Origin of the sequence: Geomonas sp. Red32 (assembly GCF_023652955.1) — a bacterium.
In the GTDB taxonomy this organism is placed as follows: domain Bacteria; phylum Desulfobacterota; class Desulfuromonadia; order Geobacterales; family Geobacteraceae; genus Geomonas.
Genome location: NZ_JAKLOY010000012.1, coordinates 94,097 through 109,588, shown reverse-complemented (window position 1 = coordinate 109,588; position 15,492 = coordinate 94,097). Strand labels below are relative to the sequence as shown.

At 63.6% G+C, this 15,492-nt stretch carries 13 protein-coding genes; 7 read left to right on the top strand and 6 right to left on the bottom strand.

The features are described from left to right. Positions 1-88 precede the first annotated feature (88 nt). Positions 89-1,921 (top strand): hypothetical protein, encoded by a 1,833-nt coding sequence (locus tag L4X63_RS22465; protein WP_250680910.1) that lies wholly within the window; start codon positions 89-91, stop codon positions 1,919-1,921. Between the two features lie 183 nt (positions 1,922-2,104). On the opposite strand, the gene L4X63_RS22460 is transcribed toward L4X63_RS22465, so the two are convergent. The 6 genes from L4X63_RS22460 to rnc form a co-directional block, all read right to left on the bottom strand. Beyond that, positions 2,105-4,108, bottom strand: coding sequence for a proton-conducting transporter transmembrane domain-containing protein (locus tag L4X63_RS22460; protein WP_250680909.1), 2,004 nt, complete (start codon positions 4,106-4,108; stop codon positions 2,105-2,107). Between the two features lie 2 nt (positions 4,109-4,110). Next, positions 4,111-4,785 carry a PTS sugar transporter subunit IIA gene (locus tag L4X63_RS22455; protein ID WP_250680908.1) on the bottom strand — a complete coding sequence of 225 codons (675 nt, stop codon included), beginning with the start codon at positions 4,783-4,785 and terminating at the stop codon, positions 4,111-4,113. Between the two features lie 258 nt (positions 4,786-5,043). Continuing rightward, positions 5,044-6,576 carry a NapC/NirT family cytochrome c gene (locus L4X63_RS22450; RefSeq protein ID WP_250680907.1) on the bottom strand — a complete coding sequence of 511 codons (1,533 nt, stop codon included), beginning with the start codon at positions 6,574-6,576 and terminating at the stop codon, positions 5,044-5,046. 302 nt (positions 6,577-6,878) lie between these two features. Beyond that, the gene (gene era / locus L4X63_RS22445; RefSeq protein ID WP_250680906.1) at positions 6,879-7,772 is read right to left on the bottom strand and encodes a GTPase Era; all 894 of its coding nucleotides are present in this window, start codon (positions 7,770-7,772) and stop codon (positions 6,879-6,881) included. Positions 7,773-7,884: 112 nt separating this feature from the next. Further along, positions 7,885-8,910: an elongator complex protein 3 gene (locus tag L4X63_RS22440; protein WP_250680905.1), complete on the bottom strand. Its 1,026-nt coding sequence runs from the start codon at positions 8,908-8,910 to the stop codon at positions 7,885-7,887. Next, complete coding sequence (rnc, locus tag L4X63_RS22435; RefSeq protein ID WP_250680904.1) at positions 8,907-9,608, bottom strand: ribonuclease III; 702 nt, start codon at positions 9,606-9,608, stop codon at positions 8,907-8,909. The genes L4X63_RS22440 and rnc overlap by 4 nt, the downstream gene beginning before the upstream one ends. Positions 9,609-9,761: 153 nt before the next feature. On the opposite strand from rnc, the gene tmk reads away from it, so the two are divergent. The 6 genes from tmk to L4X63_RS22405 all read left to right on the top strand — a co-directional run bounded on the left by tmk (position 9,762) and on the right by L4X63_RS22405 (position 15,326). Beyond that, on the top strand, positions 9,762-10,436 hold the full coding sequence (gene tmk, locus L4X63_RS22430) for a dTMP kinase (RefSeq protein WP_250680903.1): 675 nt from the start codon (positions 9,762-9,764) through the stop codon (positions 10,434-10,436). Further along, a complete protein-coding gene (gene holB, locus L4X63_RS22425; protein WP_250680902.1) occupies positions 10,437-11,408 on the top strand; it encodes a DNA polymerase III subunit delta' in 972 nt (323 codons plus the stop codon). Between the two features lie 73 nt (positions 11,409-11,481). Then, positions 11,482-12,429, top strand: coding sequence for a PSP1 domain-containing protein (locus L4X63_RS22420; RefSeq protein WP_250680901.1), 948 nt, complete (start codon positions 11,482-11,484; stop codon positions 12,427-12,429). Beyond that, complete coding sequence (gene metG, locus L4X63_RS22415) at positions 12,426-13,955, top strand: methionine--tRNA ligase (RefSeq protein WP_250680900.1); 1,530 nt, start codon at positions 12,426-12,428, stop codon at positions 13,953-13,955. The genes L4X63_RS22420 and metG overlap by 4 nt, the downstream gene beginning before the upstream one ends. A 252-nt stretch (positions 13,956-14,207) precedes the next feature. Then, positions 14,208-14,531, top strand: a complete 324-nt coding sequence (locus tag L4X63_RS22410; RefSeq protein WP_250680899.1) for a hypothetical protein — start codon at positions 14,208-14,210, stop codon at positions 14,529-14,531. 210 nt (positions 14,532-14,741) lie between these two features. Then, complete coding sequence (locus L4X63_RS22405) at positions 14,742-15,326, top strand: hypothetical protein (protein ID WP_250680898.1); 585 nt, start codon at positions 14,742-14,744, stop codon at positions 15,324-15,326. The last annotated feature ends 166 nt before the right edge of the window (positions 15,327-15,492 follow it).

The window sequence follows — 15,492 nt, the reverse complement described above, 5'->3', positions numbered from 1 at the left end:
AGGCGGGAAAGCGAACACGGGCGGGGGGCCTCCCCCGCCTGGTGACGGTCTTCCATAGCGAGGGGGCTCGAAGGGACGGGAGGTAGTCATGGCGGTCAGCGAAGCGGATCACGGTGGTCATGCAAACAAGGTTAACCAGGTCAACGAGGTCAACGAAGAGCTCAGGGCGCTGAAGGCACGGCTCGCGCAGCTCGAGTCGTCGATGGCGGGAGCGGGACCTCCCCCGGCGGCCGAAGCTCCCCCCGAGCCCCAAACGAAGAACATCCTCCTGGAGGAGCCGGAGGAGATCTCCGAGGAAATCCTCAACTGGGCCGAGCGGACCCACCTCCTGACGCGGCTCTCCACCCTCTGTTTCCTGCTGGTCGTGGCACTCATCCTCCGGACCCTCACCGACAACAACCTCATCAACACCCTGCTCGGATCGGGGATCGGGATGACCTACGCGGCGTTCCTCATGATCTGGGGCGGCTACGGGTACGAGAAAAAAAGCGCCCTCGCCCCGGTCTTCGCCTGCTGCGGCGCCGCCCTCATGAGCACCATCGTGGTGGAGACCCATGCCCGCTTCGCATCGCTGCCGCTCATCCCCGCCTACCTGACCCTGATCTGCACCGGGGGGTGGATGACCTTCGTGAGCTACCGCCACCGGGCCTTTCTCCCCATCTCGGTGGGAACCCTCGGCATGTGCCTGGCCGGGGCCGCCATCGATTATCCGCACCCCTTCTTCCCGTACCTCGCCATGATCCTCTTCGCCGCCAACATCCTCGGCTACTTCGCCGCTAGGCTGAAGAGCTGCTCGTGGCTTAGGTGGATCGTGCTGGCGGTCACCATCGCCATGCTGCAGCTTTGGGCGGTGAGACTGGGAATCGCCGTCGGAGGGCAGGAGACCCCGGCACCGGAGCTCGCCCCCGCCTGGTTCCTCCCCACCCTGGCCGCCTTCTGCCTCCTCTTCCTTTCGCTCGCCTGGGCGGGGATCCTGAGATCGAGCGGGGAACGGATCTCCCGTTTCGACTTCGCCCTTCCCACCGTCAACGTCGTGTGGGGATTTCTGGCCGCCTACTACGTGGTGAAGGCGTCGGGGGGGAGCCTGATGCTCTTGGGAACGATCGGCCTCCTGATCGCGGGCGGGCATCTGTGGGTCACCTTCTGGCTGACCGAACGGAAGGTCGAGGGGGCTCCCGGGACCAACTCCTTCGCCTTCGCCGGGGCGGCACTGGCGGCGGCCGCCCTCCCCGCCCTGCTCGGGAAATTCCTCATCGCGCTCCCGGCCTTGGCGGTGGTCTCGGTTTTCATGAGCTTTCTTTCCAGGGAGTGGAAAAACGGCGGCATCCGCCTGACCTCGTACGTGGTGCAGATCTACGCATCGCTGGCCCTGGCGATGGCGATGCTGATGAACCCGCGGGCGGCCTCCGACGTGGTGGCGACCATCCCGGCGGGACTGCTGACCCTCATCACCCTCTACCAGTACCAGTGGTGCCGGCGCTACCCGCCTCCCTCGCCGTCGGTCTTCTCGCGCTACGACCGGCTCGACCGCAGCGCGGTGCTGCTTCTGCTGGCGGCGCTTTTGAACGGCTTTTTCATGGTCAAGGTCGCCATGTGGCAGGTGATGTCCCTTTCCATGCCGGCCAGGGACGTCGCCAACGCCCTGCGTTGCGCGACCTCGGTGGCCATCAACGGATCGGCGGCGGCGATCATGGTGCTCGCCTATTTCAGGTCCAACAAGGAGTGGAGAAACGTGGCCATCCTGGTCACGCTGATCGGCGGGGCCAAGGTCTTCGTGCATGACCTCCTGGGCGCCCACGGCGTCCCGCTGGTAGCGAGCGTCTTCTCCTTCGGGCTGGCCGCGGCCATCGAGTCGCTGGCGCTGGGGAAATGGAAGAAGGGGGGAGAGCTCCCGGAGGGGACGCCGCCCCCGCAGGAGTGACCGGCACCGTCGCCGGCAGAATTTGACCCCTCTCCGCCGGACCCGGCGCGAGAGAGGTCGTCTACCCCTTGAGGATGGGATCGCTTCTCCGCCTCAAGGGTTTTTTTTGCGCGCTCGCCCATCGCTGAAGTGCGCTCGCTGCAAGGAGGGTCAGGGTGAGCATGGGGATGGCTGAAGCCCGCGCTACCTGGTGGTGAGTGCCATCAGGACGACGAGGGTGATGAAGGTGTAGAAGATGTAGAGGTTCAGCTTGCCGTGCTGCAGATGGCGGATGGGGGAGCTCTTGCGGTAGAGATACTCGAGCCCCGGGAGATAGGCCTGCTCGAGCACCGTCTCCGGAACGTGGCTCTCGAAATGCCCGGCAGAGGGGAACGGTCCGTCCGGCTCGCGGCGATGCTCCTCGGGACGCAGCAGAAGCCGGAACATGCGGACCAGCATGGCGGCGAAGGAGGAGGAGCTGTACTGCATCCGGGAAGTGGGGGCGAGGTATCCGCACCCCCAGGTAACCGCGCTCTCTCTCGGCAGCGTAGCCCCCCGCATCCTGAAAAGAAGGGCGATGAGAACGGTGACCGCCAGGAGCCCGACGGCAAGCGCCGAGATCCATCCGAAGGGGACCAGGTCGCCCAGCGGCTGATGGGGGGGCTGATTCCCGAGGTAGCTCGTCAGGGCGCCGTCCAGGGGGCGGATGGCGATGAAGGGAAAGAGACCGATGGCGGCGCAGCATGCGGCCAGAAGCCCCATGGCCCAGAGCATCGAGGGAGGCGCCTCGTGCCCGGCGGCGTGGGGGGCGGAGCGAGGGGCCCCGAGGAAGACGACGCCGAAGACCTTGACGAAGCAGGCGACGGCCAGCCCGCCGATCAGGGCCAGCGCGGGAGCGGCCAGCGCGGAGAGCACCCCGTCCAGCCCGTCGGAGATCCGTATGGCCGAGAAGGAGGCGAGGTAGACGAGAAGCTCGCTGACGAAACCGTTGAGCGGCGGGAGTCCGCAGATGGCGACGGCCCCTACCAGGAAGTAGAGGGAGGTCTTGGGGAGCCGGCGGGCCACCCCTCCCATCAGGTCGATCTCCCGGGTGCCGGTGGCGTGGATCACCGCACCGGCGGAGAGAAAGAGCAGCGATTTGAAGAGGGCGTGGTTGACCACGTGCAGGAGCGCTCCTCCCAGCCCGAGCACGACCAGGACCGGGACACCCATGCTCTGCCCCAAAAGCGCCACGCCGATCCCCAACAGGATGATCCCGATGTTCTCGATGCTGTGGTAGGCCAGAAGCCTTTTCAGGTCGTGCTGCCCGATGGCGAAGGCGACCCCGACCACCCCCGAGACCGCGCCGAGGACCAGGATAGTCACCCCCCACCAGGCCGGGGGATCGGCAAAGAAGGAGAAGGTCCGGATGAGCCCGTAGATCCCGGTCTTCAGGACGATGCCGGAGAGGAGGGCAGAGATGTGGCTCGGGGCGTTGGCGTGGGCGGAGGGGAGCCAGACGTGGAGCGGCATGGCGCCGGCCTTGAGGCCAAAGCCGAGGAGGGCGGTGAGGAAGATGGCGGTGGCCAGCAGGCTATGCCCCGGGAGGCTCCCGGGGGCCGGGAAAAGGAAGTCGCCGGTGGCCCGGTTGAAGAGCGAGAACATGGCGAAGAGCGCGAGAGTCCCGATGTGGGTGGTGATGAGGTAGAGGGTCCCGGCGTCGCGCACCGCCTCCTTTTCGTCGTCGGTAACGAGGGCGAAGTAGGCGGAGAGCGCCATCACTTCCCAGGCAGCGAGGAAGAGCGCGCCGTTTCTGACCAGGAACAGGGTGGCGAGGGAGGCGGCAAGGGTGCCGGTGAAAAAGGCCAGCCGCCCCGCGTTTCTCGGGTGCTCCGAAACCGGGCGGTAGCCGATGCCGTAGAGGGCGCTGGCGCCGGTGACCAGGAACACCGGGAGCAGGAAGAGCGCGGACAGCGGATCGGCCGCGACGCGGGCGGTGCCGAAGGGGAGCCCCCAGGGGAGGGAGACCTCGAACGAGGCGGAAGAAAGGAGCACCAGGAGAGCGGCGGCGGCTCCGGCCAGCGACCCCGCCATCAGGAGGACAGTGGAGATCCGCTGGGCGCTCCGGGAGCCGCGGTCGATGAGCAGCGGTACCCCGGAGACCGCCTGCAAGGCGGCGGCGAGCGAGAACAGCAGTAACGTGATCGTCGACTCGCCGGATAGCTGCATGGCTAGCTCCTCAGTCCCTTCTCGAAGCGCCGGGCGGCCTCCAGGATCGACGGGGGATCGCAGGCGTTGAGGGTGCCCCGGAATTGCGGGTCGTGGAGCGCGTAGGCCAGCCGGGAGAGGAGGTGCAGGTGGATCCTGACGGTCGGGCTGGTCAGCAGGAAAAGGATCCGTACCGGCTGCCCGTCGAGCGCGCCGAAATCGATGGGATGATCCAGGAAACAGAGGGTGATGGCCGGCTGGGGGCGGTTTTGCAGGAGGATGGGGTTGCGGGCATGCGGAATGGCGATGCCGTCGCCGACGGCGGTGGTCCCCATCGCTTCCCGCGCCAGCAGGACCTGGAGCAGGTAGTCGGGGTCCATCTGGGGGGGGAGTTTCAGGAGCGAGACCACGTTTTTGAGAACGGTGTACTTGTCGTCGCCGGCCACTCCGCAGTGCACCCCGCCGGCCTCGAGGGCCTCCACCAGGGTCGGGAGCTTGAGGTCGTTTTCGGCGGCGGCGAAGAGCTCGGAGGGGACGGTCACGCCGTGCTCGGTCGCCCACTCGAGGAGATCGACACGGTTGATGCGGTAGGTTCCCCGCACCATGGTCGCCGGCAGTTTCTCCTTTTTGATCCACTTGACGACGGCGCTCTCGTCCTTTTTGAGCAGCGCGGCCACCTCGGAAGCTTTCATGAGCATAGTAGGACTCCGGATCTAAAGGCTTAGAGCCTTATAACACCAACGAGTAAAGGAAATCAAGGCATTAGGTGAGGGCCGCACGATTCCCCTCAAACCTCCCTCCCCCCTGGTATTTCTATAATCCTTCGCCCTTCAGGGGAGAGGATGGCCGGAGGCCGGGCGAGGGGAAATTCGAAGGGGGGGGAGCGGCGGGGATAAAAAAAGCCCCCGGCTTTTGGCCGGGGGCTTCGAGTGATGCGTGATGCGCAGGGTGAAACCCTACTCTTTCTTGTCGTGGTGCTCGCCGCCCGGGACGTCCTGGCCGCCGGCGGAGTGGCACTCGCTGCAGTTGGTCTTCATGATCTCGTCGCCGATGTCGACCGGGTGGACGAAGGAGTTGACCTGGGTACCGGCCGGGATGTTCTCCTGCTTCTGGCCGAGCACCTTGTGGCAGAGGTTGCAGTCCTTGGAGATCACGCGCCCGTCGGCAGACTTGTGCTTGCCGTCGTGGCAGCGGAAGCAACCCGGGGTGTAGAAGTGACCGATGTAGTTCGGGTAGGTGTTCCAGTTGATGTGCATGTTGGGGAAGAAGTTACGATCGTAGATGTCGGTAACCACTTCCACGGCCTGCTTGATCTGGGCTGCCTTGGCCTGGGCCACAGCCGGGTAGTTCTGGTTGTAGTAGGCCGGGATCTCCTTGGCGATGGTCGCCTTGGCGCTCTCCTTGTCCTTGTACGGCCTGGTCAGCACTTCGACGGCGACCTTCTTGAAGTACGGAAGCGAGGAGTCGATCCGCTTGTGGACGAAGCTGTCGTCGATCTCGACGCCCGGGGCGCGGTAGATGTGGGCCGGACGGTTGTGGCAGTCGAGGCAGTCCATCTGGCGTTTCTCGGCCTTCTCGACCTCGGCCCTGGAGAGAGCCTTCTCGGTGTCGAAGTACTCGGTGATCTTCCCGTCCTTCTCCTTGACGGAGATGTACGGGATGTTCAGGCGCCTGCGGTCGGTGGCGATGTAGTTGACCTCGGTGCCGATGTGCCAGTGGATACCCTTGGCATTCGGGGTGTTGGGGTCGCCGCCGATGTTGATCAGGAGGTCAACCTCACGCGGGGTGTTCTGCTCGTTGGGTGCGAAGTGATAGAACACCTTCTGGCGGCCGAAGTAGAATTTCTCCGGCCAATGGCACTCTTCGCAGGTATCGCGGGCCGGGCGGAGGTTCTCGATCGGGGTGGCGATGGTAGCCGGGTAGGTGTGGAAGAGGACCGCATACAGCTGCCTCATGCCGGAGATCTTCGCCTTCACGTACCAGGCGGCACCGGGGCCGACGTGGCACTCGACGCACTTGACCTTGGCGTGCGGGGAGTTGGCCCAGGCGGTGTGCTCGGGACCCATGACCTGGTGGCAGAGTTCGCCGCAGAAGGTGGTCGACTCGGTGAACTCGAACCCTTTGAGGGAGGCGACCGAAACGATCAGCACGAAGCCGATGGAGGCCACGATGAAGAAGATGAATACGTGCCGCTTGTGCGGCTCGTTGAAGTCGACCCGCGGATACGGAGGAATGGTATGGCCTTCCTTGTCGAACCGGCGGCGCTTCTCCCTGACCAGGAAGGCGCCGAGCGGAACCAGCACCAGACCGGCGATGAGCATCCCGGGGAACAGGAAGTAGGTCATCAGGCCGAGGTAAGGCTTTTCGATACCGGTGATACCCTCGTACGCGAGGAAGCCGATGTCGAGACCGGCGGCAGTCACCGCAAGGACCATACCGGCGAGACTGATCAAGTTCCAAGCGTAGCCGGCATACTTTCTTATTGCCATTCCGTTTTCTCCTCCAATATCCGTGTGTGGTCGAGCGAAAAATCGTGCAACTCTACTATCCAGTAAACGCAAAGTCAAAAAAAAGTAAATTAATAGGCCGAGGCCAACTATATAATGCTAATTTAAAAAAATTAAACAGCAAATCAAGCACCTACGCCGTTTGACATATGACTTATTGAATATTTAAGAACGGTGTCACATCTTTAATGAAACGTTTTCCAGGCAGCCGGAGCGAGCCGCCCAACGTGAGGTTTAACGAGAAGGGGCCAATGCGGCGGGGCTGACAGCCCCACCCTACGGGGCTACTGGTAGCCGAACTCCTTGAGCATCCTGGTATTGTCGCTCCACTCCGGGCTCACCCGGACGAAGAGCTCCAGGAAGACCTTGGTGTCGAGAAGCTGCTCGATCTCCTGGCGGGCCTGGGTCCCGATCCGCTTCAGCATGTCACCGCGCCTCCCGATGACGATCCCCTTCTGGGAATCGCGTTCGACGTTGATGGTCGCCGAGATGGCTACCGTCCCGTTTTCCCGCTCCTTGAAGCTGTCCACCACGACCGCCACCGAATAGGGGACCTCGTCGTGGGTGAGGCGGAAGATCTTCTCGCGGATGATTTCGGCCACCACGAAGCGCTCCGGGACGTCGGTCAGGATGTCTTCGGGGAAGTAGCAGGGGCCTTCCGGAAGGAGGCCATGGACGAGCTGCACGAGCTGATCGACGCCGTCGCCGCTCATGGCGGAAATGGGGATGATCTCCTTGAACGGGAAGCACTCGCCGTAGCAGAGCATCCTTTCCAGGAGGTCCCCCTTGGGGATCAGGTCGATCTTGTTCAGTACCAGGATGACCGGGACGGCGACTCCGGAGAGTACCTCCTTGATCATGCCGGCTTCCTTGGCCGGATCGGCGCCGCCGTCGACCAGGAAGAGGATCAGGTCCACCCCTTCGACGGCGGAGAGGGCCTCTTCCACCATGAACTTGTTGAGGCGGCTCTTGGCGCGATGGATGCCGGGGGTGTCGATGAAGACGATCTGACCGCCGGTAACGTTATGGATTCCCTGGATGCGGTTTCTGGTAGTCTGGGGTTTGTCCGAGGTGATAACGATCTTCTCGCCGAGGATCCTGTTCAGCAGGGTGGACTTGCCAACGTTCGGGCGTCCCACGATGGAGACGAACCCGGAACGGAATGTTTCTTGAGACATAGATTTTCCTCCAATATAGATACGGGCCGACTGGCCGGGCCCGTTCTCCTTCAATTTCACAGCATTATCGGGATTAACGGCACTACTCAGTATACACCGAAGCGCCCCTTGTTCACATTCGTTCGCTCTCACGTGCGGTCAAGGAAACCTCCCCTTCGGCCAGCGCGTCATCCTCTCTAACGCCAGCCACCCGGATCCCGAACCGTTCCGTAAGCCGCTTTACGTTAAGCCGCCGCTGCCCCACCAGGTCGGAAACCTTTCCGCGCGAAACGGCGAAAGTAACCTCCGATCCCGCCGGGAGCCCGGCGGCGAGCTCACAGGCTCGATCGTACATCAGCTCCCCCTCCACCAACTGCCGGAAGGCGGGGTGATACGGCCCGGCCAGGATCACTCCCGGCGCCTCCAGCTCCGCCGTCGGCTGCAGCCCCATCCGCACGACCGGGACGCCAGCCTTCCTGGCCGCGGTCAGCATCTTCTTCGAGACCGAGACCGCCTCGTCCAGGGAGAGCGGACGGTACTCCCCCCGGAGGTAGAGATCGGCCAGCTCGGTGCCGTCGATGACCAGGGCGGGATAGATCCTGAGAAAGGAGGGGGAAAGGGCCAGCACCCGGCGAAGCGAAGCGAGCGAGCGCTCCTCGCTGTCTCCCGGGAGTCCCGGCATGAGCTGGATCCCGACCGAGACACCGCCCTCGGCAAGGAGAGAAACGGCCCGCTCCACGTCGGCCGCAGTGTGCCCCCGGCGGGAGCGCGTAAGGACCTGGCCGTCCATCGACTGCACCCCGAGCTCCACGGTGGTAACCCCCATGGAAAGGAGGAAGGAGACCGTGCCGGGATCGATGGCGTCCGGCCTGGTGGAAAGCCGCACCGACTGCACCTCGCGGCAGGCGATTAGCGGCTGCAGAGGCTCCAGCAACCGGCGCTGGTCTTCGATAGGAAGCGCGGTGAACGTCCCGCCGTAGAAGGCAACCTCCAGCGCCCTTCCCGGTGCGGCGCTCCGGTACTCGGCGATCCGGCCCCGCAGTTCGGCGGGATCGGGGAGTACGCTCCGGGCACCGGCGATCTTCACCTGGTCACAAAATATGCAGCGATGGGGGCATCCCAGGTGCGGGATGAAGAAGGGAACCAGGACCGGTTTCAACCTTCCCCCTTCATCATGGCGAGCGCGGCCCGGGCGGCGGCCTGCTCGGCCTCCTTCTTGCTCCTTCCGGTCCCCTCCCCCATCCGCTGGTCGCCGAGATAGACCTCCACCGTGAAGCGCCGGTCGTGGTCGGGACCGCTGATCTCCTTCAGGCGGTAGCTCGGGAGCTCGTGCCGCACGATGCGGGCCCGCTCCTGGAGGTCGGTCTTGAAGTCGCGGCCGGAGAGCGTCTCGTGGGAATCCAAGAGCGGCAGGAAACAGCCGTTCACCACGCTGCGGGCGGACTCGATCCCCCCGTCCAGGTAAACGGCGGCCAGCACCGCCTCGAAGGCGTCGGCCAAAAGGGAGCGCTTCTCCCGCCCTCCCCCTTTATCCTCGCCGCGCCCAAGCCTCAGGCCGGAGCCGATGCCGAGGGCCGCCGAGATCCGGCCGAGACTCACCTCGTCCACCAGCGCCGCCCTCATACGGGTCAGCTCACCTTCCCGGCAGCCGGGGAAACGGGTCAGGAGGATCTCCGAGAGCAGGAAGTCGAGCACCGAGTCCCCGAAGAACTCGAGCCGCTGGTTGTCCCGCCCTCCCCCCGCCTCGTTGACGTAAGTCCGGTGGGTCAGCGCCTCCTGCAACAGGGTGCGCGTCTTGAAGCGGTAGCCGAGCTTCTCCTCGATTCCCGATAGGTTGTCGTGCTCCGAATTGTCCATGAGAAATACCGCTCCCCCCGTGTTTGCGCCACTATAGCCAAAGGGCCCCGCCATGGCAATAGTCATGCGGCTTTGCGTCGATTTAAATCTTGCATTGTGCACCCCCCTCTCCTATAATTTACCGATTTTCACCGTAATCATGAGAGCGTCGATATGGCCTTTTTCATTACATTCGAAGGTGTCGAAGGATGCGGTAAGACGACCCAGCTGAAGCGTCTCAAGGAGCGGATCGAGGAGGCCGGGGAACGGGTGACCGCGACCCGCGAGCCGGGGGGAAGCCCGGTGGCCGACAAGATCCGGGCGATCCTTTTGGACGCCGAGAACCGGGACATGGTCCCACTGGCCGAACTCCTCCTGTATGCTGCGGCACGCGCCCAGCACGTGCAGGAGGTGATCGCGCCGGCACTGGAGCGCGGCGACATCGTCCTTTGCGACCGTTTCACCGATGCGACCATGGCCTACCAGGGGTACGGGCGGGAGCTTAACCTGGAGACCATCGGGCAGTTGAACGAGCTTGCCACCGGCGGCCTCCAGCCGCAGCTCACCGTCTTGATCGATTGTCCGGTCGAGGTCGGTCTCACCCGTGCCCTGGCCCGCATCGAGAGCACCACGGGGGCCCGCGAGGAGCGCTTCGAGCTGGAGTCGGTCCGCTTCCACGAGCGGGTCCGGGACGGTTACCTGAGGCTCGCCGCCACCTATCCCGACCGTTTCGTGGTGGTGGACGGTTCCGGCAGCGTGGAGCAGACCGAGGTGGTGCTGGTCTCCGCCATCGCCTCCCGTCTCCCCGACAAGCTCCGGGCCGCCTTCGGCGGAGGCCGGGTCCGCTAGATGGCCTTCTCCGACGTCACCGGCCAGGACGCCGCCATCTCCATCCTGAAGCGCTCGATCTCCATGGGGAGGGTCTCGCACGCCTACCTCTTCTCCGGAATCGAGGGGTGCGGGAAGCGAAAGACGGCCCTCGCCTTCGTGCAGGCGGTCTTCTGCGGCAAGGAGGACGGCTGCGGAGTCTGCCCCTCCTGCAAAAAGCTGGCAAGCGGCCACCACCCCGACCTCCATATCCTGGAGCCGGAGGGGGCCTTCATCAAGATCGACCAGATCCGGGAGCTGCAAAAGGAGCTCGCCTACCGCCCCTTCGAGGCACCCAAGAAGGTCTGCATCATCGACGGTGCCGAGAAGCTGAATCAGGCCTCGGGGAACGCGCTTTTGAAGACCCTCGAGGAGCCCCCGGGCGACGCGCTGATGATCCTCATCACGCCCGAGCGCTCGGCGGTCATGCAGACCATCCAGTCGCGCTGCCAGTCGCTGGCGTTCCAGCCGCTGCCGGTCGAGCTCGTTGAGGAGCGGCTGGTGCGGGAAGGATTCCCGGCCGAGGCCGCGCGGGTGGCGGCCACCTTGTGCGGGGGAAGCCTCAAGCGCGCCAAGGAGATCGGGGCCGACGGGGTGCTGGAGGGAAGGGTCGCCTTCCTCAACCGGGTCCTCGCCCTGAACACCCGCGACATCCAGGCGCTCTTCCAGACGGCCGAGGAGATGGCCGCCGACAAGGAGGGGCTCCCGGGGTTCCTGGAACTGCTCCTGTCGTTTCTGCGCGACATCCTGATCTACCGCTCGATCCCCGAGGGGCTCGCCAACTCCGACCTGGAGCACCTGGTTGCCTTCGAGGCGTCGCGGAGATCGGAGGGGAGCGTGATGGAACTGATCGAACAGCTGGTCCACTTGAGATCGCTTCTCTCCCGCAACGTCAACGCACGGCTCGCCCTCGAGGTCTTCTTCATGCACCTCGCCAGCGGCGTGCGCGGCTAGCACCGGCCGCTTTCACGGCCACAACCGGCTGCCAGGCGGCCGGTAAAAGCAGCAGCAGTACCATGGAGGATTTTTGGCAAAGATAGCACGGATACAATTCACCGCGGCGGGCAAGCTCTACGACTTCCTGATCGGCAAGTTTCAGGTGAAACCGGGGGACCGGGTCATCGTGGAGACCGAGCGCGGCAAAAGCATAGGCCACGTGGTGGCCGGCCCCATCGAGATCGACGACTCGCTGCTGCCGGAAGGGGCCAAGACGCTCCAGCGGATGGCGGAGGCGGCCGATTTCGCCGCCCTGGCCACCAACGCCGCCAAGGAAAAGGAAGCCCACAAGTTCTGCCTGACCCGCATCAAGGAACGCGGGATGGACATGAAGCTCGTCAAGGTGGAATACCTCTTCGACGGGAGCAAGGCCATCTTCTACTTCACCGCCGACGGCCGGGTCGACTTCCGCGAGCTGGTCAAGGACCTCGCCCACGCCTTCCATACGAGGATCGAGATGCGCCAGATCGGGGTGCGCGACGAATCCAAGATGGTGGGGGGGATCGGGATCTGCGGCAGGGAGCTTTGCTGCTCCTCCTACCTGAGGGAATTCGAGCCGGTCTCGGTCAAGATGGCCAAGGAGCAGAATCTCGCCCTCAACCCGAGCAAGATCTCCGGCCAGTGCGGGAGGCTTCTCTGCTGCCTCTCTTACGAGTTCGACACCTACTGCAGCCTGAGAAAGGGGCTTCCCAAGTGCGGCAAGAGGGTCCAGTGCGGCCATGTGGACGGCGAAGTGGTCAAGGTCAACGTCCTGCAGGGGACGGTCACCCTCAAAACCACCGACGACAGCATGGTCATCCTGAACGGCGACGAGATCACTCCGGACCAGGTCAGCGATAAAGTGAAGAAGCCGCAGCCGGGCAAGGGCGAGGGTCAGGGGCAGCAGGACAAGGGCAAGGCCGCCCAGGCCGCCAAGCAGCAGCGCCGCGACCGGCGCCCGCAGGACGTCAAGGAACGCAAAAAGGAGAAACCATCATGAAACCGGCCTTCTACGTTACCACCCCCATCTACTACGTCAACGACGTCCCCCATATCGGCCACGCCTACACCACGCTGGCCGCGGACGTTTTGGCGCGCTACAAACGGCTCATGGGTTTCGACGTCTTCTTCCTCACCGGCACCGACGAACATGGCCAGAAGGTCGAAAAGGCCGCCACCGCCGCCGGCGAGACCCCGCTGGAGCTGGCCGACCGCGTCATGAAGCGCTTCCAGTCGCTGTGGGAGAAGCTGGAGATCTCCAACACCGACTTCATCCGCACCACCCAGGAGCGCCACAAGAAGGGCGTCGCCACCATGTTCGAGCGGGTGATGGAGAAGGGCGACATCTACCTCGGCGAGTACGAGGACTGGTACTGCACCCCGTGCGAGACCTTCTGGACCGAGACCCAGCTGATCGACTTCAAGTGCCCGGACTGCAACCGCCCGACCGAGAAGCTCAAGGAAGAGTCGTACTTCTTCAGGATGAGCAAGTACCAGGAGCAGCTCCTCGCCCACATCGAGGCGAACCCGGACTTCATCCAGCCCAAGAGCCGCCGTAACGAGATCGTCTCCTTCGTCAAAGAGGGGCTTCGCGACCTGTCGATCTCCCGCACCACCTTCCAGTGGGGGATCCCGGTCCCGGGCAACGACAAGCACGTGGTCTACGTCTGGTTCGACGCGCTGACCAACTACATCACCGCCCTCGGCTACCCCAACGAGGGGGGGGACTTCGAGAAGTACTGGCCGTGCGACGTACACCTGATCGGCAAGGACATCCTCCGCTTCCACACCGTCTACTGGCCGACCTTCCTGATGGCGGCCGGGCTCCCGGTGCCGAAGAAGGTCTTCGCCCATGGCTGGTGGACCATCGAAGGGCAGAAGATGAGCAAGAGCCTGCAGAACGTGGTGGAGCCGAACATGCTGATCGAGAAATACGGCGTGGACGCGGTCCGTTACTTCCTCCTGCGCGAGGTCCCCTTCGGACTGGACGGCGATTTCTCCCACGGGGCCCTGATCGCCCGCATCAACTCCGACCTGGCCAACGACCTCGGTAACCTTTTGAACCGCTCGACCGCCATGCTCGGCAAGTACTTCGGCGGCGTCCTGCAGCAGCCGGGCGCCGAGGCCGAGGTCGATACCGCCTACCGCGAGAAGACCGTCGCCATGATCGAGCAGGTGGACGGCCACCTCGAGGACCTGGCCTTCTCGAAGGCGCTGCAGTCCATCTGGGAGGTCATCTCGGCAGGCAACAAGTACATCGACGAAACGGCCCCCTGGACCATGGCCAAGGACCCGGCCCAGAAGGAGCGGCTGGGAACCGTCATGTACTACATGCTGGAGTCGCAGAGGATCGTCTACACGCTCCTCTCCCCCTTCATGCCGAAGACCTCCGAGAAGGGGCTGAGCTACCTCAGCGTCACCGAGCCCCCGGCCAAAGAAGACCTCGCCTGGGGCGGCCTCAAACCCGGCTCCCTCATCAAGAAAGCCGAGGCCCTCTTCCCGAGGATCGAGGAAAAAGCGGAATAGCCGAACTCCTCATCAAGCACAAAAAAGGGACGCCAGACCGGCGTCCCTTTTCATTTGCTGCCACCCTGATTCCCCATGAGTCTCCTCCCCCTCCCCCGGTCACAACGGCCCAAGGGATCCCTTGCGAAGGGGGATTTCCCCACCCCATCTGCGGGGGATTTTTGTTCCGGCGGCTTTCCGATCGTCTCATCGCGCTCAGGACTCCGCTCTTTCCTTTGACGGAAAAACGTGCTACTAAGGTGGCGAGTTACAATGATGACTACCCGCCTCAATCAACGTCTGCAGATCCAGATCATTTTCCTGGTCGCCCTCAGCCTCCTGATGGCAGGGGTGCATGTCCCCGACCTGTCACGCCCCCACCGTCCTAAAGCAACCAACCGGACAGTAGTCGAAAGCCAGCAGAAAACCGTCGCAAACTGCCAGAAGCAGCAAAACGACGTCGTCACGGTTGAGCCGGCGCTGGTAGCTGCAACCAACTTTTTCTTCTATAAAATCTCCGACGTGGTACCGCCACGGTACGCGTCCCCGCCTACACCCTCTACCGTTGGCCGTTCGCCCCCCACATCCATAAGCTGATCATACACGCCGCACTGCGCATCCACCGGTACTGCACCATCAGACCGGTGTGATTGGCGTATAGGGTGCTGGCCCGGAACCCGCGTGGAATCACCAGCGGTTTCGTGGCTATCGCCCTGTCTTCGCGCGCAACGAATTTGGCGCTGGCGATCCTGCTTTGGATCATTGCGGCCGGAGAGCTGTCCGGCGGTCACGTTTTGGGGGTTAGAAGTGAAGGTTTTTGCGATAATCGTACTGGCTGCGCTACTTAGCGCCGCCGACACCTGCTGTTATGCCGTCAGCTGTAACTGTGGCGACTGGATAGGAAAACACGGCTATTGCGTGGACTATGTAAAAGAGCGCATCCCCTCGTTTCCCTTACCTACTAAAGACGACATGCCCGCACTGAAAAACACCGGCATTGCCGACATCACGGAGGGAGATGTCGCCATATTCACCATCAAGAACTTCTGGCATGTCGCTTACGTGGAAAAGGTGCATCGGGACCAATTAGGGGGGGCAACGGCGATCGACGTGAGTGAAATGAACTTCGGAGACAGCCCCACGTTTCACGAGTTCAATGCAAAGTGGCTGTCCGGCAGCAAGGATGAATGGAACAGGGCGGTGTGCTGCGGAATAACGGAAAACTACGACCGGGTCTCGCGGCGGGAATGGATCCCTTTAAGCACGGTCAAGCAGGTCTGGTCTCCCGACGACGCCGCGTCTGAAGCCCGCCACCGCCGTTTCAGCGAAGCGCTCTCCAGGATCAAAGAGGTGGTCAATCGCTTTATCGATTTCACCGATAGAGATCTTTGACATCACCATCCCGAAAGAAAACAAGCAACCGGCCGCTCTTCCCGGCGAAATCCCACCATGGTGGCCCAGCTCCCTGCCGGGCCCTGACACTGGCACCTCCCCATGATTCGGCCTAGCCGCCCCTGGCTGCGACTGACACAGCCAGGGGCGTTCCTATGCCAATGGA

Coding starts and splice junctions, on each gene's coding strand:
- L4X63_RS22465 (WP_250680910.1), top strand. CDS start 89: ATGGCGGTCAGCGAAGCGGATCACGGTGGTCATGCAAACAAGGTTAAC.
- L4X63_RS22460 (WP_250680909.1), bottom strand. CDS start 4,108: ATGCAGCTATCCGGCGAGTCGACGATCACGTTACTGCTGTTCTCGCTC.
- L4X63_RS22455 (WP_250680908.1), bottom strand. CDS start 4,785: ATGCTCATGAAAGCTTCCGAGGTGGCCGCGCTGCTCAAAAAGGACGAG.
- L4X63_RS22450 (WP_250680907.1), bottom strand. CDS start 6,576: ATGGCAATAAGAAAGTATGCCGGCTACGCTTGGAACTTGATCAGTCTC.
- era (WP_250680906.1), bottom strand. CDS start 7,772: ATGTCTCAAGAAACATTCCGTTCCGGGTTCGTCTCCATCGTGGGACGC.
- rnc (WP_250680904.1), bottom strand. CDS start 9,608: ATGGACAATTCGGAGCACGACAACCTATCGGGAATCGAGGAGAAGCTC.
- tmk (WP_250680903.1), top strand. CDS start 9,762: ATGGCCTTTTTCATTACATTCGAAGGTGTCGAAGGATGCGGTAAGACG.
- holB (WP_250680902.1), top strand. CDS start 10,437: ATGGCCTTCTCCGACGTCACCGGCCAGGACGCCGCCATCTCCATCCTG.
- metG (WP_250680900.1), top strand. CDS start 12,426: ATGAAACCGGCCTTCTACGTTACCACCCCCATCTACTACGTCAACGAC.
- L4X63_RS22410 (WP_250680899.1), top strand. CDS start 14,208: ATGATGACTACCCGCCTCAATCAACGTCTGCAGATCCAGATCATTTTC.